We start from the raw sequence: 20551 nt of genomic DNA on the forward strand, positions 1-20551 counted from the left end.
CCTATTTCTATAATTTAAGACTTGTAGAATGAGCATACTTATAAGAAGTTAATGTTCAGTAAAACAATAATAAGAAAACAACTATGAGTTTTTCTCTTTCTATGAAAAGTTTATATCTTTGTGACCCATATAAAAAGAAAATAAAAAGGATAATATAATATGTTTGAAAGTCTTAGTAATAGATTAGAACGATCGTTCAAGATACTGAAAGGTGAGGGTCAAATCACCGAGATTAATGTTGCAGAAACGTTGAAGGAGGTGCGTCGTGCCTTGTTAGATGCCGACGTAAACTATAAAACAGCAAAACAGTTTACAGAAACAGTAAAAGAAAAAGCACTAGGACAAAACGTACTTACAGCCGTTAAGCCTCAGCAGTTGATGGTGAAAATAGTTCACGATGAACTAGCTGCTTTAATGGGAGGTACAGCATCCGATATTAACTTGAAAGGTTCCCCTGCTATTATCCTTATGTCGGGACTTCAGGGTTCGGGTAAAACAACTTTCTCTGGTAAATTAGCAAATTTGCTAAAATCAAAAAAAGGTAAAAATCCGCTTTTGGTTGCAGGAGACGTGTATCGTCCTGCTGCTGTGGAGCAGTTGAAAATATTAGGAGAGCAAATCGGAGTTCCTGTATATTGGGAAGAGGATAACAAGAATCCTGTTGAAATTGCTCAAAATGCAATTAAAGAAGCAAAACAAAAAGGAAATGACCTTGTCATTATAGATACAGCCGGACGTTTGGCTATAGACGAAGAAATGATGAAGGAAATTACAGCGATAAAAGATGCTGTGAAACCGGATGAGATTTTATTCGTTGTAGACTCTATGACTGGTCAGGATGCGGTAAATACTGCTAAAGAATTTAACGAAAGATTAGATTTTAACGGAGTAGTCTTGACTAAATTGGATGGAGATACTCGTGGTGGAGCTGCACTTTCTATCCGTTCGGTTGTAGATAAACCAATCAAGTTTGTAGGTACGGGCGAGAAGATGGATGCTTTAGATGTGTTCCATCCGGAACGTATGGCCGACCGTATTTTGGGAATGGGTGATATCGTTTCCCTCGTAGAAAGAGCTCAAGAGCAATATGACGAAGAGGAAGCTCGTCGCTTGCAGAAGAAGATTGCTAAAAACCAGTTCGACTTTAATGATTTTATCGGACAAATCCAGCAGATCAAAAAGATGGGTAACCTAAAAGAACTTGCTTCTATGATCCCAGGTGTTGGTAAAGCAATCAAAGATCTTGATATTGACGATGATGCATTCAAGAGTATCGAGGCTATCATCTATTCAATGACTCCGGCGGAAAGAACTAATCCTGAGATATTGAATGGTAGTCGTCGTCAACGCATTGCAAGTGGGAGTGGAACATCTATCCAAGAAGTAAATAAACTTATCAAACAATTTGATGAGACTCGCAAGATGATGAAGATGATGACTCAGATGAAAGGCGGAAAAATGCCTAAAATGAAAAGGTAATATTAAATACAATATGATTTAGCTGGTCCTTCCAAATTTTGGAGGGACTTGTTTTTTTAGTATCAACTCAAACTGTAGAGCAGATCCCTTTTACTTATCTAGGAAAATTACTTATTATTTATTCTTTTAAAGCGTTCGGTTGTCGCAAGGACGCTCCTTACGTAGCGCACAGTTTCTCCTCCCCTTAAGTAACCATTTTTGCAAACAGGATCATTGTAATACTCAGGATTGCTTTTTAGCTCTACATACTTTTCTACATTGTTTTCCCAAACATGAGGGTTTGCTCCATATTTCCGTGCTAATGCCTGAGCGTCACTTATATGCCCATTCCCTCCATTGTATGCTCCAAGAATGAATTTTTTTCTTTCTTCAATGTTCTCTATTTTCGAAAATATTTTATTCAGTCGATCGAGTAATACAACTCCTGCACCAATGCTAAGATCTGGATTCATACGATCATCACTACTCAATCCTATAGATTTTGCTGTTCGTGGCATTAGCCCCATAATGCCAGCTGCGCCTGCCCAAGAGGTTAGGTTGTTTTTGAAACGAGATTCATGATAACTGATAGCTGCCAAAAGCTGCCATTCATATTTAGTCCCTTCCGCATGTTTTTTGAAAAATTCATCATAGGGAGACACTGCTCCTTTGGGTAAATTTAGAGGAATCTCATACTCTCCACCAAAAGGCTGTTTACTAAGCTCAAAATATTTTTTAGTAATGGCTCTATAGTTTGGAGTATTATCTTTTGATGAAAACCACTCGTCTAGTGCTTTTGCGAGTTCGGGTGTGTCTTTTCGAACTGCCCAGGAGGTGCGCTGTTCGAAGCTGATTGCGAGAGATATATCTATATTGCGGTAATACGTTTTATTCAATCGGGCAATGTATGCATCTCCCACTGTAAAATTGATTTCGCCGGAAGATACTTTTTCTATTAGATCTTCACTTGTGATTGTGTCTTCACTGACAGGATGGATGTTTATTCCTCCACCTAGCTCCGCATTAAGGTTTAAAAGACGTTGATGGTATTTGGTGCCTTTCTCAACATACACTTCCTTGCCTATCAGTTCTGTTACGTCTTTTACAATAGTATCCCCTTTGTTTGCTTTTTGTACAAGAACCTGATGAGTTATCTGTTCCTCACCACAGTATGTAATCGAATCTTTTAGTTCGTTTTGTATAGGAACAGCATAAGCAACAAGGTCTCCTTCGCCTTGCTTTAGCATTTCGAGGAGCCTTGTTGTATTTTCTGCTACTTTTACATTCAATTTGAGATTATGATGCTCACAAAAATCCTGAGCTAGATCAAAATCATACCCCATTGCTTCTTCCTTGTATATGAAGTAAGAAGTAGAGGTATTCATGGTTATGATTGTGAGTTCTCCTTTTTCCTTGATTTGCTTAAAATCATAGGACTGTTTTTCTTGCTTCGTACTGCACGCACAAAACGTACAGAGAAGCAGTAGAATATAAATGTAGCTTACCTTTATCACGTTATACTACTAAAATAGAGGTTTTGTGGATAAGATATTTTCTATACGAATGTTGTATTCTGCAACGATCTCTTCTACAACCTTTTCTGCACTAGGAAGGCTGTCGATAAGAGAACTTATTTGACCAATTTCTAGTTCTCCATTTACAAGATCTCCTTCAAAAATACCCTTCTTAGAGCGACCTCGTCCAAGTAAAGCTCTCATCTCTTCTACTGATGCTCCTTTGTCTTCAGCGGCTTGTACTTCATTGTAAAACTCATTTTTGATCAAGCGTGTTGGACTAAGTTTTTTGAGTGATAATATGGTATCTCCCTCTTTGAGATTTATACATAGGTCTTTAAACTCTTGTGATGCCGAACTTTCCTGAGTCAGAGCAAATCTAGTGCCCATTTGAACACCTTCTGCACCTAGGGCCATGGCTGCAAGCATACCTTCTCCAGTGCCAATCCCTCCTGCAGCAATAAGTGGGATGGTAATCGCTTTTCTTACTTGTGGTATAAGCACCATTGTTGTAGTTTCTTCTTTGCCGTTGTGACCGCCGGCTTCGAATCCTTCAGCAACAACTGCATCAACTCCGGCTTCTTGGCATTTTAAGGCGAATTTCGAACTTGAAACAACGTGTGCTACTGTTATACCATTGTCTTGAAGCTTTTTTGTCCAAAGTTTAGGATTTCCGGCTGAAGTAAATACGATTTTTACCCCTTCGGAAATGATGATATCCATAATCGTTTCAATTTCAGGATACATCAATGGTACATTTACTCCGAATGGCTTATTTGTGGCAGCTTTACATTTTTGAATATGTTCACGCAATGTTTCGGGGTGCATCGATCCCGCACCTATAAGTCCTAGGCCTCCAGCATTACTTACTGCAGAAGCCAGCTTCCAACCACTACACCAAACCATACCTCCAGAAATGATAGGATATTTTATTCCAAATAAAGATGTTATTCTATTGCTCATTATATTATAATTTTATGTGATTATTTATTGTTTTTACTGTCTTGTTCGACTGATTGTATTCGTTTCTCTTTGGTTAGTTGAATAGTCAGATTGTATTTCTCGCTCTCCTTCTTTTGTTTTCTATTGGTAAATGTAGTAGTTGTTTCGACAGGAGCTTTTATGAAATATATTTCTTTGTTGTCTTTTATGATATTTAAAGAATCTATAAGTAACGTGTATGAAACGCTTCTAATTTTATTCTTTTTAAAACTTGCTTTTATAGAGTCTCCTATTGCTTTGCTATCTATATGCTTCGATCCGTAAAATTGAGTTAATACAGTATCGGAAAGGCTTTGAATATCCTTTGTGTTTGTCGTAGATAGGGCTTTGAAGAAGTTAGTCAAAACTAATTTTACCTCCTTAAGTTCCTCTCCTTCTATCGGTTTTAGTTGATCGAGATAAGCATACTTCTCTTGTGCGATATTTATATGTTCTCCCGAGTAATGTCCCAGTCTAGCATTCTCTATATAGGCAAGATATGCTTCTTTAGTATCTGTCTCCGTTGCTCGTAGCCAAGTCAATGAGTCGATAGAATTGCGAATTTCTCTTTCGTAAGGAGTGTTTGGGTGATCTTTCAGGAAAGAGATTAGCGCTTCTGTATTCTTTGCTTTTCTAAGTTCATTCCATTTCTTACGCTCCTCTTCTTTTAGTGCAAAAATGTTTGCGTATGCTTGCTCGCTGTATTTTCCTTCGGGATATTGAGCTAGGTATTTAGAGAAGGATAGAGGTGTGTTTTCTTCCAAACATTGTTGCCAATAATTAATTTCTGTTTCTTCAGTATTTCTGTTTTGAACACGCAGATAAGAACTCACTCCGCCAACAATTACCAGAACTATGATACCTACAAATAAAAAGATAAGTGTTCCCTTATTGCTTTTTGCGGGCTTCTTGTCGGCTTCTGCGTTTACTTGCGCTTCATCGTTTTCCTTGTTTTTTTCTTCCTCTTTAGAAAGGTTATTCTCCTCAATTTGTTCTTCTTCTGTAATATGTTCTTTTATCTGATCTTCTGTTAAATTTGCATCAGAAAGTAATTCTTCAGGGTAAGCAGTATCTGCAATCTCTTTACAGTTTGAACAAAATTTCTCGCCCTCATTCATCGGTCTGCCACAGAGAGGACAATTATGTTGTGTATTATCGTCAGCCATACTATTTATTTATTATCAGGGTACAACAAATATCTCTCTCGTATAGTTTTGTACTTAGCAATATCTTCTTGCCAAGTTTGCTTAATTTCTTCTGCAGATTTGTTCTTTGAGATGAGTAATCTTAGACTGTTGCTTCCGGATAATAGATCCATAAACTTAGGATTGGAGAAAAAAGCAGCACCCTTTTCTGACTTTTGGTAAAATGAGAGCAAGAAGTCAAGATTAATCTCTGGCTTCGTCTTGTACGATCTTAAATCTATTCCATAACATTTTTTATTCATGTTAAGAGGGTTCTTAGCTCCCGGAGTGGAGACAGGTATAAATGAGAAATCTCCATATTTCCTTTCCGGCGCACCAATAACCTGAAATGGAAAATTAGTTCCTCTTCCTACACTAACGTTTGTCGCCTCAAAGAAGCATAATGAAGGGTATAGTTTGATAGCTTGTTGATTTGGTAGGTTAGGGGAAGGTTTTATAGGCAAAATATATTCTTGCCCGTGTACCCATCCTGTCATTGTAACTACTTGAAGATTGCATTGCTTTTTGTCCTTCAGCCATAGTTCGCCATTGATCATTCTAGCTAGTTCTCCAATAGTGAGACCATGTACAACAGGTATAGGATGCATTCCTACGAATGACCTGTATTTAAGGTCTAATATAGGGCCGTCTATATAGTCATTGGGATTTGGTCTGTCTAGTATAATACATGATTTGTCATTCTCGGCACAAGCTTCCATAACATAGTGCATTGTACTTATGTAAGTGTAGAAGCGGGTGCCTACATCCTGAATGTCGAAAATAATAATGTCCAAATCTTCTATTTGATCTGGTCTAGGTTTGTAGTTTTTACTATAAAGAGATATGACCGGAATGCCGGTTTTGCTATCTTTCCCATCAGTAATTTTCTCTCCTGCATCAGCATCTCCTCTAAAGCCATGCTCTGGCGCAAATATTTTTATAACATTAACTTCGTGAGTCAATAGGGTATCTAATAAGTGAACTCCGGAGGATAAACAAGAGGTTTGATTAACAACAAGTCCGATTTTCTTTTCTTGGAGCAATGGGAGTAGCTGATCTAACCTGTCAGCTCCCAGTTTTAAATCTTGCCCCAAAAGAAAAGTAGTGGATATTAAATAAAAAAAGATGAGAGATGTATAAAACTTTTTCATTTATTAGCTGTTTTTTTAGTAGAGAAACCTATACAAACTTACATATTTTATCGAACAAAAAGGAATAAAATGATAGATACATTAGATATAATAGAGAGAAGTTATAAAAAAGATTCAGATTTGTATAACATACTTGTTCAGCATAGTAAGGATGTTAGAGACAAGGCTCTTGAGATGGTAGATAATCATCCGGAATTGAATGCCGATCGGGAGTTTGTGGAAGAGGCGGCTATGTTGCACGATATAGGAATTTTTCTGACCAATGCCCCGTCTATACATTGTTACGGAATAGCGCCTTATATATGTCATGGTTATTTAGGACGTGAACTTTTGGATAAGTATGGCTACCCTAAGCATGGGTTGGTATGTGAACGCCATACCGGAACAGGATTAACTCTGGATGAGATTGTAAAACAAAAGTTGCCTTTACCTCATCGAGATATGATACCTATTAGTATAGAAGAGCAGATAATATGCTTTGCTGATTGTTTCTTTTCTAAAACTCGTTTAGGAGAGGAAAAAAGTGTAGATGATGTAAGAAAAAGTTTTTCTAAGTTCGGAATTGCAACAGTAAGGCAATTCGACAAATGGTGTGTTGATTTTTTATAAAGGCTAATAAGAACTAGAATTCTCTTAGCCCTGACACCTTATATCTGCTAAGGGTCTCTAGTTTTACATTTTTCCCAGCAACAACACCGTTTGCGGCTAAAGCTTGCTCTACGGTTTTGTAAGCCAGCTCAGGATGGTTGTTGTCCTGGCTAAGGTGGCAAAGCCAGATGTTTTGAAGGTTTTCATTATAAATGCTTGCAATGAATTCTGCTGAATAGCGATTGCTTAGATGCCCCATTCCGTTAGCGATGCGTTGCTTCAAATAGTATGGGTAACGACCTGCTTGTAACATGTAATCATCGTAGTTGGCTTCTATAACAAGATGGTGTGCTTGTGATGCATACCGTTTGATAGTGTCAGTGATGCGACCTACATCAGTAATGTATACAAATATTTGATTGTCAAGCTCTATGTGATAACCGACATTATCGATGCTGTCGTGAGGAACTTCGAAGGCTGTAATTCTAAAATCTTTGATCAAAAAGGGATTCTCTTTTTCAATCACCCTTTTTGCTTGGAATAAGTCAGCCTGTACAACTCTATTGCGTTGTATCCCTTCGTGTACGGCCTGTGTTGTGTAAATAGGGATGTTGCACTTGTCACCAAAATAACCAACTGTTTTGATATGGTCAGCATGGTCGTGAGTTATAATAACTGCAATTATTTTCTCGAAAGAGACATCATATTCGCGTAGAGCTTTTTTTATAGTGCGAATGCCGACCCCTGCATCTATGAGAATGCCGTATTCGTCTGTCCCCAGGTAGCTGCAATTGCCACTACTTCCACTACCGATACTGAAAAATTTATATTTATTTTGTTTAAAAAGGTCGTACTGCATAATGCTGCAAAGTTACAGACAATTCTGAAAAAAGGAGGTGTTTACAACGTTAAAGTTCTAAACACCTCATCTCAATATTTTATATTCTTTTTTATTTCTTAAGGAAACATGTTTTCAAAACAATGCTTGATCCGTCAATTTTGCAATCAACTTCTGTCGGTTCCTCTGTCAGACGAATGCTTTTTACCTTTGTGCCTCGTTTTATAACCATAGACGAACCTTTTACTTTTAGATCTTTAATGACTGTTACAGCATCACCATCTAATAATTCGGCTCCATTACTGTCTCTAGGTGTAGTATCTTCAGTGCTGGCATCAGCTTCGCCAGTCCATTCGTGAAAACAATCTGGGCAAATAAACATCGTGCCGTCAAAATAAGTATTTCCCATACTACATGCAGGGCAATTAGGAGTTTCTTCCATATTTCTTTCTTTTTTAATTAAATAACGGGCCAAAGATAAGTGAAATAGCCTCAGTTTGCAAATTGATAGAATTAAGGGGTGTTTTTAAGAAGGAAAAGGGTGTTTTGGTAAATTAATTTTCGGAAAAATGATGTATCTTTGTCCCTTCAAAATATAGTACTCATTTATTGCCACTTATATGCAAGAAAAAATTATTATCCTTGATTTCGGATCGCAAACCACTCAACTTATTGGTCGCAGAATTAGAGATCTCAATGTTTACTGCGAGATTGTTCCTTATAACAAATTTCCGTATGGTGATGAATCGGTAAAAGGAGTTATCCTTTCGGGAAGTCCTTTCTCTGTAAATGATGCTGATGCATTCAAACCGGATATTAGTAAAATTAGAGGTAGTTATCCAGTGTTGGGTATTTGTTACGGAGCTCAATATCTTGCATACTCTTCGGGTGGGAAAGTGGAAAAAGGTAATTCAAGAGAGTATGGACGTGCTCACTTGAAGACAATAGATGCTTCTGCAGCTCTTTACGATGGAATAGAAGCAGGTTCGCAAGTATGGATGTCTCATGGAGATACAATTACTCAATTACCGGAAAATTTTGAGATAATAGCTAGCACCGAAGATGTATCGGTAGCAGCTTATAGAATAAATGGAGAGCAAACTTGGGCTGTTCAATATCATCCTGAAGTATTTCACTCAACAGATGGTATAAAATTGTTGGGCAACTTTTTGAATATTTGTAAAATGAAGAGAGATTGGTCTCCTGCTTCATTTATTGACACAACAGTGGCTGAGTTGAAAGAGCAGCTAGGTGATGATAAAGTAATTTTAGCTCTTTCGGGAGGAGTAGATTCTTCTGTTACAGCCGTATTGCTAAACAGAGCTATAGGTAAGAATCTTACTTGTGTTTTTGTTGATCATGGATTGTTGCGTAAAAATGAATTTGAGAATGTTCTTAAAGATTACGAACATCTTGGATTGAATGTGATAGGTGTAGATGCTAAAGATCGTTTTTATAAAGCTTTAGCTGGTGTTACTGATCCGGAGCAAAAACGTAAGATAATAGGTAAAGGGTTTATCGATGTATTTGACGAAGAGGCTCATAAGCTAAAAGATATTAAGTGGTTAGGGCAAGGAACTATATACCCTGATATAATAGAGTCTCTTTCTATTACAGGGCATGTAATTAAATCTCATCATAATGTAGGAGGCCTTCCTGAGAAAATGAATCTTAAACTTGTAGAACCTTTGCGTTTGTTATTTAAGGATGAAGTTCGCAGGGTAGGTCTTGAATTAGGAATGAGAGAGCACTTGATTCAACGTCATCCGTTCCCAGGTCCAGGTCTTGGTATCAGAATATTAGGGGATATTACTCCTGAGAAAGTTGAGATTATTCAAAATGCAGATGATATTTATATCAAAATGCTTCGCGAATATGGACTTTATAATGAAGTGTGGCAAGCCGGAGCTATTTTACTTCCTATTCGTTCGGTAGGAGTGATGGGTGATGAACGCACTTATGAAAATACAGTTGCTTTGCGTGCTGTGACTTCAAAAGATGCGATGACTGCTGATTGGGCTCATCTTCCATATGAATTCTTGGCTAAGGTGTCGAATGAGATAATTAATAAAGTAAAAGGTGTAAACCGCGTAGTTTATGATATCTCGTCTAAGCCACCAGCAACTATAGAGTGGGAATAACTTTTTATTATATATATAATAAAAAGAGCAACTTCTTTAAGTTGCTCTTTTTTTTGTATACATGTAGACTTTTTATTCTTTTACACAACGAACGGAAGCGCCTGTTGCTTTAGGAGATAGAACTTCATTTACTTCAGAATTGCCCATTATTCCTACGCCAAGATTCATTAGTTTAGCCTTAGTGTTGTCAGAGAAAGTAGAAGTCCAATAGTGTGCTTCAATTCTCTCATTCTCATATCCGATGATATAAAAACCCCCGCCAACAGTGCTAGGGTGGCTATCGTTGTCGCCCACTCCTCCACCAACAAAGTATGAACGGGCAGCACGGCTCAAGCCTGCAGGATAGTAGCCAAGTTGAGTCCTTGAAGTATTCCCGTCAAAGCTGAATCCTTTTCCTGAGATAATGCTAAAGCCAGCGACGTTGCCTCCGCCCCATCCCCAGCCGTCATCTTCGGTTTTGTAAGGATGCCATGGCGAATTGTCCCCATTATACGCTGGAACTCTCCACCCGGCAGGACAAGGGTCAAAAATTGATTTTTCTGAAGCTGTACCCCATAATTCATTGTCGCTAATAGATCCTATATCATCGCCTGAATACCAGTCAAATAATAAATTATTCCCTTTGATGTATGATCCGTGGTAAAAAGTCATTGGATTTTGTATTGATATACCAAGGTTTGATGATCCGGAAGGAGGAATAGCGTGTTTTATCCCATTCCCCGAAGGTTGGGTCCCTCCTCCAGGAAGAACTTCGTTGATTTCCTCTAAAGGGGTGTTGTCCGGGTAAGAGTATAATGTGCGAACGTTTTGCGTCCAGTTGCCGTTGGCTGACGTAAAAGGATCTTTTCTTCCCCATTGATAGGTCATTCCCATGGAGTTTATATCAGATGAAGATGTATTAGTTGCCCCAAGATTCCTATCCATAAAGACATAATCTTTGTCCCCGTTTTTATGTTTGTAAACAGTGCTATTATTTACTGTGTTTGGTCCGTAGTTGTCAGGAGAAACGGAGTTTGGATCATAATCCGTAACCCATATATGCCACGACCAAGTAATGGGATCGCTGTTATTTCCGTTTGGACCAACATGTAGTGCGATAAGAGCATTTCCATCTTTACCACTATTCGTCTTTACTTTGAAGGTTGAATTATAACCTTTGTCTCCTCCTATAAGTTCTACCTTATCTATCAAGCTAGGGGTGTCTTGCCAAAGAACTTGTAATGATACTTTATGGCTTCTGTCTAGGGGTGTTAAGTCTGCTCTGCTTTCGGATGCAATATAGGCTCTGCTAGCAGGAATTTCTTCGGACTCACTTCCAGAAGCCACTATATAGCAGTTAGAGCTATTGAGAGGAGCAGGTGGTGGGCCACAAGGTTCAGGAAGTCTGGTCCAATGAGTTCCTTCCCATACATATGCTCCAGGGCATAGACCTACAATAAGACTATCTGTTACATTATAAACAGTTAGCCCTATATGGCTATTTTTAAGCTCTGTTGTTGCTTCATCGGAGCTAATGCATGGATCCATTTTTACAATGTCCTTGAGAGCAACACGGGGTAAAAGAAGTCCTCTTTTGGAATTTTCGTTAAGAGTGTTCTGTTCTTTAAGATCTAATAAACTTCCTTGTATAGGATAGTATCCCGATCCGATCGTGACTTGTGCATCTAACTGTGTGCATAGTAATAGCATACAGAGATAAGATACACCAATGTTGAAAGCTTTTAGTTTCATGAGTGTGCGTGTTTAATTGTGTGTCAAATTCAAATAAAGAGAACCTTTGTAGTAGAAGAATGTGTATTTTGTGTGTAAATTGTAAAATCAGTCTTTACTCGTTTAAGGTCACCTCTTATAGTGTATGTTACAAATATACACTTTAAATAGGATAGAGGAATGTTTTTTTTGATTTTTTATTTTAGGGGCTAAGCTTTTATGATGACTGAAAAAATCATGTTATCTTTGTTCTCCCAAATACATCTTTAAAAAGAAGATTGCACTATGACAGAGCCTTTGAAACATGAATGTGGTATCGTTATGATACGTCTCCTTAAGCCATTAAGTTATTATCAAGAGAAATATGGAACATGGCAATATGGTCTTAATAAACTATATCTCTTGATGGAAAAACAACATAACCGAGGTCAGGAGGGAGCAGGGCTAGCTGTTGTGAAATTAGACTCTCCAGCTGGGAGCGATTTTATTTTTAGAGAAAGAGCTACAGGGTCGAGCGCTATCCCTGAAATATTTTCGAACGTATATAAAAACTACCAAAAGTATACTCCAGAACAATTAAATGATCCCGTTTTTGCCGCTGAAAATTTGCCTTTTGCAGGAGAATTGTTTCTCGGACATTTAAGATATAGCACTACAGGAAAAACTGGAATTTCTTATGTTCATCCTTTTTTGAGAAGAAGTAACTGGCGATCCAGAACATTGGCTCTTGCCGGAAACTTTAATATGACCAATGTTGATGAGTTGTTTGATGATCTGGTTGCTCAAGGTCAACATCCTCGCGATCATGCAGATACATTTGTGTTGTTAGAATCTTTAGGGCATTATCTTGATAGAGAGATACAGTATCAGTATGATAAATACGGAAAAGACAGAAAGGTTAAAGGAAAAGAATTGAATGAACTTATAGAACAGACGCTTGATGTACATTTTTTGCTAAATAAAGCGAGTGAAAAATGGGATGGAGGGTTTGCTATAGGTGGCCTGATAGGCTGTGGCGATGGTTTCGTGTACAGAGATCCGTGGGGAATTCGTCCTGCATTTTACTATCATGATGATGAGATAGTAGTTGTTGCTTCTGAGCGTCCGGTTATACAAACTGCTCTGAACCTAGATGTTGCGGATGTGAAAGAATTGAATCCAGGGCAGGCAATTATTGTAAAGAAGAGTGGGGAGGTGCAATTCTCTCAAATTCGAGAGCCCAAAGAAATCAATCAATGCTCGTTTGAACGTATATACTTCTCTCGAGGATCAGATGCAGATATTTACAAAGAAAGAAAGGAATTAGGTAAACTCTTGTTGCCTCAAATTCTTGAGAAGATAGACTCAGATATTCAAAATACGGTTTTTTCTTTTATTCCTAATACTGCTGAAGTCGCATTCTTTGGAATGTCTGAGGCTTTCAATATGTATATGAATGAGGTGAAGCTAAGAAAAATTACGACGAAAGGGACTTCTATTACTCAGGAAGAATTGAAGAAAATTCTATCCATGCGAGTACGTACCGAAAAAATAGTAATTAAAGATATTAAGCTTAGGACCTTTATTGCTCAAGGAAATAGTAGAGATGATCTTGCAGCCCACGTTTATGATATAACCTACGATTCGGTCGTTCCAGGAAAAGATAACTTGGTTGTAATTGATGATAGTATCGTAAGAGGGACAACTCTTAAGCAAAGTATTATTAAGATACTCGATCGTCTTCATCCTAAGAAAATAGTAATCGTTTCTTCATCACCTCAGATTCGTTATCCGGACTGTTATGGTATCGATATGTCGCGAATGAATGAGTTTGCAGCATTCAGAGCAGCAATAGAATTATTGAAAGAGCGAGGAATGGACTATGTAATCGAAGATGTTTACAAAAAGTCTGTAGCTCAAAAAGATAAACCAAAAGAGGAGATTGTCAATTATGTGAAAGAAATATATGCACCATTCTCGGATGAAGAAATATCATCAAAGATGGCTGAAATGTTAACGCCTCCAGGAACTAAGGCTGAAATCGAATTGGTGTTTCAAAGCATTGAAAATTTACACAAAGCTACTCCCGGTCATACTGGAGATTGGTATTTTTCCGGGAATTATCCAACTCCGGGAGGAAATAGAATGGTAAATACTGCTTTTATCAACTATATTGAAGGAATTAATAAAAGATCTTACAATTAAGCAAGATAAAGTTTATATCTTGCAAGCTAAATATACTTCTATCAGTATTAATTATAGGTTTGAGTGCTGGAAGAAGGTCGTTAGGTAAGACTGTATATGAAAAGAAGTGTGGCGGGATATATATATATCCTGTTCCATTCTCTTTATGTGTAAAAGGATGATTGATCTATTGTCCTCGAAATAAAAAATCAACTACAAATTTAAATATGGCAAATATTAAGTATTTACGAACGGGCATTGTAAGCCTATGCCTATTCTCTGCGATTTCTATATCGGCATTTAATAATAGACCTGAAATTGTTTCTTTACAAGATAATACAGTGGTAAAGAATACGTCTTCTAAATTTAAGAGTCAACGTCCTAAAGAATCAGTAAGACTCTTTAAGTCTCAATCGGTGGAGAATGAGATAGTTAGAGTGAAAAAATTACTGACTAATGCTAAGTTAGCATGGATGTTCGAAAACTGTTTCCCTAATACGTTGGATACAACTGTGCGTCATCGAAAAACAGACGGGAAAGATGATACAGTTGTTTATACGGGTGATATACATGCAATGTGGTTGCGAGATTCCGGTGCGCAAGTATGGCCTTATGTACAACTGGCAAACAAAGATCCTCAGCTGAAAAGCATGTTGGCTGGCGTAATACGTCGTCAGTTTAAGTGTATCATCATCGACCCTTATGCAAACGCATTCCTTGATCCTCACGATCCTAATCCTGATCATCAGTGGCAAACAGACTTGACAGATATGAAACCTGAATTGCACGAACGTAAATGGGAGATCGACTCACTATGTTATCCTATACGTTTAGCATATCATTATTGGAAAACGACAGGTGACTCAAGTGTCTTCGACGAAGAATGGCTTCAGGCAATTGAGAATGTCCTGAAAACATTCAAAGAACAGCAGCGTAAAGATAGTTTAGGTCCATACAAATTTCAAAGAGAAACTCCCAAGGCCTCAGATACAGTAGTTAATGATGGCTGGGGGAATCCTGTTAAGCCAGTGGGGCTTATTGCTTCTACTTTTCGCCCTTCAGATGATGCTTCAATCTATCAATTCTTGATCCCATCTAACTTCTTTGCTGTGACTTCGCTAAGAAAAGCTGCCGAAATACTAAATGCAGTAAACAATAAATCAGGCTTAGCTAAAGAATGTACAGATCTGGCACAAGAAGTAGAAACAGCATTGAAGAAATATGCAACAGTTAATCATCCTAAACATGGAACTATTTATGCTTTTGAAGTTGATGGCTTTGGAGGAGTAAATCTGATGGATGATGCCAATGTGCCTAGTCTTTTGGCAATGCCATACTTAGGAGACATTGACGCGAACGACCCAATCTATCAAAATACAAGACGATTTGTTTGGAGCGAAGATAATCCATATTTCTTTAAAGGAACAGCGGGTGAAGGTATTGGAGGACCGCATGTATCGCATGTAAGTCTGAATATGATCTGGCCTATGAGTATAATGATGAAAGCATTTACAAGCCAGGATGATGAAGAAATAAAGGCTTGTGTTAAAATGCTAATGGATACAGATGCCGGAACAGGTTTTATGCACGAATCTTTCTATAAAGATGATGCTACGAAGTTTACGAGAGAATGGTTCGCTTGGCAAAATACTCTTTTTGGGGAACTTATTTTAAAGTTGGTCGATGAGGGCAAAGTAGACTTGTTGAATAGTATTAAATAATAAATATATAAAGTTTAAAAGATGAATCTTAGAACAATATTAGGTGTTGTTATTTCGGCAGTTGTTTTGTTTTCTGCTTGTACAAAGAATGCAGGAGAGAATGTCCAATTACAGAATTTGACACAATATGTTGATCCGTATATTGGGACAGGCGATCATGGACATGTTTTTGTGGGTGCAAATGTGCCTTTTGGATTAGTGCAACTTGGACCAACAAATATAACTGAAGGCTGGGACTGGGTTTCCGGTTATCATATTTCAGACTCTACTATATGGGGCTTCACTCATATGCACTTAAGTGGAACAGGTATTGGTGATCTATGCGACATCGCATTTATGCCTGTTGTAGGAGATGTGAAATTAGGTAAAGGGGTAATAAGCGATGCTAATTCAGGTATGTATTCTCTTTTTAATAGAGATACAGAAACAGTAAAGGCCGGATATTATGCAGTGCACCTGGATAGATATAATGTAGATGTGGAATTAACAGCAACTAAAAGAGTAGGTTTCCATAAATACATCTTCCCAGAGTCTTCTGAATCGAAAGTAGTCGTTGATTTGAAGAGTAAACTCAATTGGGATGACCCAACTGAGACATATCTTGTGTACGAAAATGACTCAACAATTTCAGGATATCGTTATTCTAAAGGTTGGGCAAATGATCAGAAAATATTCTTTACAGCTCAATTCTCAAAACCGATGAAGAAATTCTTATTGTCGGAAGGAGAAGAAGCAAAAGATATTAAGGATGTAAAGGAACTAAAAGCTAAAGGAGTATATGGACAAGCTTTGTTTGATACAAAAGACAAAGAAGAAATTTACATCAAAGTAGCTTTATCTCCGGTGAGTATAGAAAATGCAAAACTGAATATGCAAGCTGAATTGTCAGGTTGGGACTTCAATCAAACTATTGCCGATGCTGATAAAGCTTGGAATGAAGAATTGAACAAAATTCAGATTACAACTAATGATGATAGTGTAAAACGTACTTTCTATACAGCATTGTATCATACTATGATTGCTCCGTCCGAATTCTGTGATGTAAATATGGATTATAGAGGTGCTGATGGACAAATGCATAAGCAAGGAGCGTTTACGAATTATACAACATTCTCTTTGTGGGATACTTATCGTGCTGCTCATCCTTTGATGACTATTATACACCCGGAGAAGATGAGTGATATGATAAATACAATGCTTACAATCTATAAGGAACAAGGTAAGTTGCCTGTATGGCATTTGGTCGGCTGTGAAACAGACTGTATGGTGGGTAATCCTGGTATATCTGTAGTTGCTGATGCTATCTTGAAAGGATATGACGGTTTCGACAAAGAATTGGCATACGAAGCGATGAAAACATCGGCTATGCTTGACGAAAGAGGTCTTAAGTATTTCAAAGAATATGGATATATCCCATATGACAAAGAAGGTGAAGGGCTTTCTAAATGTATGGAGTATGCCATAGCAGATTGGGCTTTAGCTCAAGTAGCAAAACAAATGAATAAAACTGAAGATTATGATTATTTCATGAAACGCAGTAAGGCATATACCCATTACTTTGATAAAGAAACAGGATTTGTTCGTGGTCTTTCTTCTGAAGGTCAATTCAGACCAAACTTCAATCCTTTCGAATCAGTACATCGCGATAATGATTATACAGAAGGTAATGCTTGGCAATATACATGGTTAGTGCCTCACGATATACAAGGGCTTATGAATCTGTTTGGTAGCAAAGAGGCTTTTGTCCAAAAGTTAGATTCTCTATTTGTTGTCGAAGGTTCTTTGGGTGAACATGCATCTCCTGATATTAGTGGTTTGATCGGGCAATATGCTCATGGTAACGAACCGAGCCACCATGTTGTATATATGTATCCGTATGTTGGACAACCTTGGAAATCGGCAGATCTTGCTCGTCGAGTAATGTCAGAATTGTATCACGATCAGCCAGCCGGACTTTCTGGTAATGAGGATGTAGGTCAGATGTCAGCATGGTATGTTTTGTCTGCTATGGGATTCTATCAGGTAGAGCCTGCCGGAGGTAAATATATCTTTGGTAGTCCTATTCTGGATGAAGCTATTGTAAAAGTGAAAAATGGGAAGATATTTAGAGTAGTTGCTAAGAACAACAGTGTAGAAAATAAATATATTCAGAGTGTAACTCTTAATGGAAAAGTTTACGATAAATATTACATCGACTTCAAGGATATAGAAGGCGGAGGACTTCTCGAATTCGAAATGGGGAATACTCCTTCCGAAACATGGGGTACGAGTGTAGACGTTTTACAAGTAGAAAATAAATAATAAAGTATGAATAGAATTTTATTCTTAACTATTATATGTCTGTTTAGCATAGGCTTGCTTAATGCGCAAGATCGCTATGAGCTTAATTCAGGATGGAAATGCATGCCATCTACAAAGCTTAAAGAAGGAGGAGAGAAGATCTCTTCTTCCTCTTACTCTGTTTCTAAATGGCAAAATGCAGTAGTTCCGGGAACAGTATTAACTACCCAGTTGGCTAATAAGGAAATTCCTGATCCTTTCTACGGAATGAATAATGAAGAAATTCCCGATATTTACGAAACGGGGAGAGATTATTATACCTATTGGTTCGTTAAAGAATTTCAGGAGAAAGCTCCTCAAGATGGAGAACAAATATGGTTAACTTTTAGAGGTATTAACTATAGCTGTGATATTTATCTGAATGGTCAAAAGGTAAATAAGGAAAAGTATGAAGGGATGTTTCTTCGCAAAACGTTCAATATTACAAACTTATTGGCTAAAAACGGGAAAAATCGTCTGGCTGTAATTGTGTTTCCTCCCGACCCTGTGGGTGAGCCTAACGGAGGTCAAGGCGGAGATGGACGTATTGCTAAAAACGTAAGTCATCAGTATGTTGCCGGATGGGACTGGATTCAACCAATTCGCGACCGTAACACAGGAATCTGGGATAAGGTTTATATTGAAAAAACAGGAAACGTAAATCTTAAGAATCCTCATATTGTAACTCTTGTTCCGGGACAGAGAAAACCTGCGGGAGAGCAAGACGATGCTGTGTTGAAAGTTTCTGCGGAGTTGGAAAATGTGAGCGACAGCAAGCTCACAGGAACGCTTCGTTACGAAATAGGAGGGAAGCAAGTCTCTAAACAAGTAACACTAGATGCCAAATCTACAGTAGAGGTTTCTCTGGATGACTATCAAATATCTAATCCTAAGCTTTGGTGGCCTTCAGGATATGGAGACCAAAATCTGTATAATATTAAAATCGAATTTGTAGAGAATGGTAGCAATAAAGTATTAGATCATGAGTCTGTGCAGTTTGGTGTTCGCGAAATACAGACTAAATGGAATGATCATACACGCAGTAAAGAAATATATGTAAACGGACAGCGTATTTTCATTAAAGGAGGTAACTGGATTATTTCGGATGCAATGTTGCGCTTCACGAATGAACGTTATGATGCCGAAATTCGTTACCATAGAGATATGAATCTTAACCTTATCCGTATTTGGGGAGGAGCATTGACTGAGCGCCCTGAGTTTTACGAGGCCTGCGATAAATACGGAATGCTTGTGATTCAAGATTTCTGGTTCTCAGGCGACTGTAATGGGCGTTGGTTAGATCCGTTGAAAGCAGAAGATCAATGGACGAGACGCAAATATCCGGACAATCATGATCTTGTTTTAGAGTCTGCTACAGATATGATAAAAATGATTCGTAACTATCCATCTTTAGCTATGTGGTGTGGAGGTAATGAAATCATGCCTCCGTATGAGATTCTGATTCCGTTACGAGACGAAATTCTTCCTAAACTAGATGGTACACGTTGGTTTATAGATTATTCTAATTCAGACGATTGGTCTTATAACTTCCTTGGAGGTAATGGTGATGGCCCTTATACTATCCAGCCACTAGAATCGTTCTGGGAGAAACAGACATGGCCGTTCAATTCAGAGGTAGGTTCTGTCGGTGTAGGTGATTATGAATCATTGCTTCGCTTTATCCCTAAAGAAAATTTAGTGGCTCCTCGCTACAATCCTAATGTTAAGTTTAAAGAAGAAGTAGATCCTGTATGGACTTATCATACTTATACTGGGGTTGGCTATGAAGGACACATTGTTCCTTACGGAGAACCAAAAGATGTAAAAGACTTTGCAATGAAAGCCCAGTTAGTAAACTATGACCAATACAGAGCATTGATGGAAGGATTCAGCTCTCATATGTGGGACTGGTATACTGGTTCTATCATCTGGAAAACTCAGAATCCTTGGACTTCGATGCGTGGTCAGATGTATGACTATTATCTAGATCCAAATGCATGCTTATTCGGACTGAGAAAAGGTAGCGAAATGGTACATATTATGTGCAATCCGGTAACTAAACGCACTATGATTGTAAATAATAGTTTCGATGCACTAAATGACTTGATGTTGGTCGCTAAGTTCTATGACTGCGAAGGAAAAGAAACGTTACTTATTCAAGAGATTGCTTATATAAATGCATCTGATGCCAAGAAAATAATTCCTCTGCCAATGTTGGAAGAAAAACTAAAAGAGGATGGGGGCTTCCTATCTTTAGAGTTACTGGATAGACATGGAGAACTACTGAGCGAGAACTTCTATTGGTATCCAAATGCTGAAGGTAAGTATAGTGGTTTAAACAAAATGCAAAAAGCTGATATAAAAGTTGCTTCAAAAGAAGTGTCTAAAGGTAAAATGGAAGTAACTATAACTAATCCTAAAGGAAATACACTGGCATTCTTTAATCGAATTGCTTTGGTTGACTCCAAAACGGGGGAACGTATATTACCTGCATTCTATAGCGATAACTATATTTCTGTAGCTCCGGGTTATTCAAAAACTATCACAGTAGAGTACACTCCTCAAAATGGAGTAAGCCCTAAAGTGGAAGTATTAGGATGGAATACAGAAAAGAAATAAACTTTACCTCTATTGAAGAGTAGAAAGAGGAGACACAAAGTGTCTCCTCTTTTTTTATACATATTGTTTGTTTTGAATCGAATGAGTATGACTTAAAAGACCAGGGATTACTCTTTTATTGGCAGCTTATGTTTACATCTTGCAATATTTTATATACTTTTGTA

14 protein-coding genes are annotated in these 20551 nt (G+C 37.8%); 7 read left to right on the top strand and 7 right to left on the bottom strand.

Going from position 1 to position 20551, the window contains the following annotated elements; all coding sequences use genetic code 11:
- Positions 1-159: 159 nt before the first annotated feature.
- On the top strand, positions 160-1479 hold the full coding sequence (ffh, locus tag DHU68_RS03300) for a signal recognition particle protein (protein WP_108821519.1): 1320 nt from the start codon (positions 160-162) through the stop codon (positions 1477-1479).
- Positions 1480-1586: 107 nt separating this feature from the next.
- Here ffh and DHU68_RS03305 read toward each other — a convergent pair whose 3' ends face one another.
- Genes DHU68_RS03305 through DHU68_RS03320 form a run of 4 tightly spaced genes read right to left on the bottom strand, consistent with a single transcriptional unit; the run spans position 1587 to position 6288 of the window.
- A complete protein-coding gene (locus tag DHU68_RS03305) occupies positions 1587-2972 on the bottom strand; it encodes a transporter substrate-binding domain-containing protein (RefSeq protein ID WP_369831327.1) in 1386 nt (461 codons plus the stop codon).
- Between the two features lie 9 nt (positions 2973-2981).
- The gene (locus DHU68_RS03310; RefSeq protein ID WP_108821521.1) at positions 2982-3935 is read right to left on the bottom strand and encodes a nitronate monooxygenase family protein; all 954 of its coding nucleotides are present in this window, start codon (positions 3933-3935) and stop codon (positions 2982-2984) included.
- 20 nt (positions 3936-3955) lie between these two features.
- Complete coding sequence (locus DHU68_RS03315; protein WP_108821522.1) at positions 3956-5119, bottom strand: zinc ribbon domain-containing protein; 1164 nt, start codon at positions 5117-5119, stop codon at positions 3956-3958.
- Positions 5120-5124: 5 nt separating this feature from the next.
- A complete protein-coding gene (locus DHU68_RS03320; RefSeq protein WP_108821523.1) occupies positions 5125-6288 on the bottom strand; it encodes an exo-beta-N-acetylmuramidase NamZ domain-containing protein in 1164 nt (387 codons plus the stop codon).
- Between the two features lie 72 nt (positions 6289-6360).
- Here DHU68_RS03320 and DHU68_RS03325 point away from each other — a divergent pair, with 72 nt between their 5' ends.
- Positions 6361-6897 (top strand): HDIG domain-containing metalloprotein, encoded by a 537-nt coding sequence (locus DHU68_RS03325; protein ID WP_108821652.1) that lies wholly within the window; start codon positions 6361-6363, stop codon positions 6895-6897.
- A gap of 13 nt (positions 6898-6910) precedes the next feature.
- Here the strand turns inward: DHU68_RS03325 and DHU68_RS03330 are convergent, their stop codons facing one another.
- Both DHU68_RS03330 and DHU68_RS03335 read right to left on the bottom strand, forming a co-directional pair.
- The gene (locus DHU68_RS03330; RefSeq protein WP_108821524.1) at positions 6911-7735 is read right to left on the bottom strand and encodes an MBL fold metallo-hydrolase; all 825 of its coding nucleotides are present in this window, start codon (positions 7733-7735) and stop codon (positions 6911-6913) included.
- Positions 7736-7826: 91 nt separating this feature from the next.
- The gene (locus DHU68_RS03335) at positions 7827-8156 is read right to left on the bottom strand and encodes a zinc ribbon domain-containing protein YjdM (protein ID WP_108821653.1); all 330 of its coding nucleotides are present in this window, start codon (positions 8154-8156) and stop codon (positions 7827-7829) included.
- 178 nt (positions 8157-8334) lie between these two features.
- On the opposite strand from DHU68_RS03335, the gene guaA reads away from it, so the two are divergent.
- A complete protein-coding gene (gene guaA / locus DHU68_RS03340) occupies positions 8335-9855 on the top strand; it encodes a glutamine-hydrolyzing GMP synthase (RefSeq protein ID WP_108821525.1) in 1521 nt (506 codons plus the stop codon).
- A gap of 72 nt (positions 9856-9927) precedes the next feature.
- Here guaA and DHU68_RS03345 read toward each other — a convergent pair whose 3' ends face one another.
- Positions 9928-11586, bottom strand: a complete 1659-nt coding sequence (locus DHU68_RS03345; RefSeq protein WP_108821526.1) for a hypothetical protein — start codon at positions 11584-11586, stop codon at positions 9928-9930.
- A gap of 264 nt (positions 11587-11850) precedes the next feature.
- On the opposite strand from DHU68_RS03345, the gene DHU68_RS03350 reads away from it, so the two are divergent.
- The 4 genes from DHU68_RS03350 to DHU68_RS03365 all read left to right on the top strand — a co-directional run bounded on the left by DHU68_RS03350 (position 11851) and on the right by DHU68_RS03365 (position 20387).
- Positions 11851-13749, top strand: a complete 1899-nt coding sequence (locus DHU68_RS03350) for an amidophosphoribosyltransferase (RefSeq protein ID WP_108821527.1) — start codon at positions 11851-11853, stop codon at positions 13747-13749.
- Between the two features lie 206 nt (positions 13750-13955).
- Positions 13956-15449, top strand: a complete 1494-nt coding sequence (locus tag DHU68_RS03355; RefSeq protein ID WP_108821528.1) for a glycoside hydrolase family 125 protein — start codon at positions 13956-13958, stop codon at positions 15447-15449.
- 21 nt (positions 15450-15470) lie between these two features.
- On the top strand, positions 15471-17750 hold the full coding sequence (locus tag DHU68_RS03360; protein WP_108821529.1) for a GH92 family glycosyl hydrolase: 2280 nt from the start codon (positions 15471-15473) through the stop codon (positions 17748-17750).
- Between the two features lie 6 nt (positions 17751-17756).
- On the top strand, positions 17757-20387 hold the full coding sequence (locus DHU68_RS03365; protein WP_108821530.1) for a glycoside hydrolase family 2 TIM barrel-domain containing protein: 2631 nt from the start codon (positions 17757-17759) through the stop codon (positions 20385-20387).
- Positions 20388-20551: the final 164 nt, after the last annotated feature.

Source organism: Dysgonomonas sp. Marseille-P4361 (assembly GCF_900343125.1).
Lineage (GTDB): Bacteria > Bacteroidota > Bacteroidia > Bacteroidales > Dysgonomonadaceae > Dysgonomonas.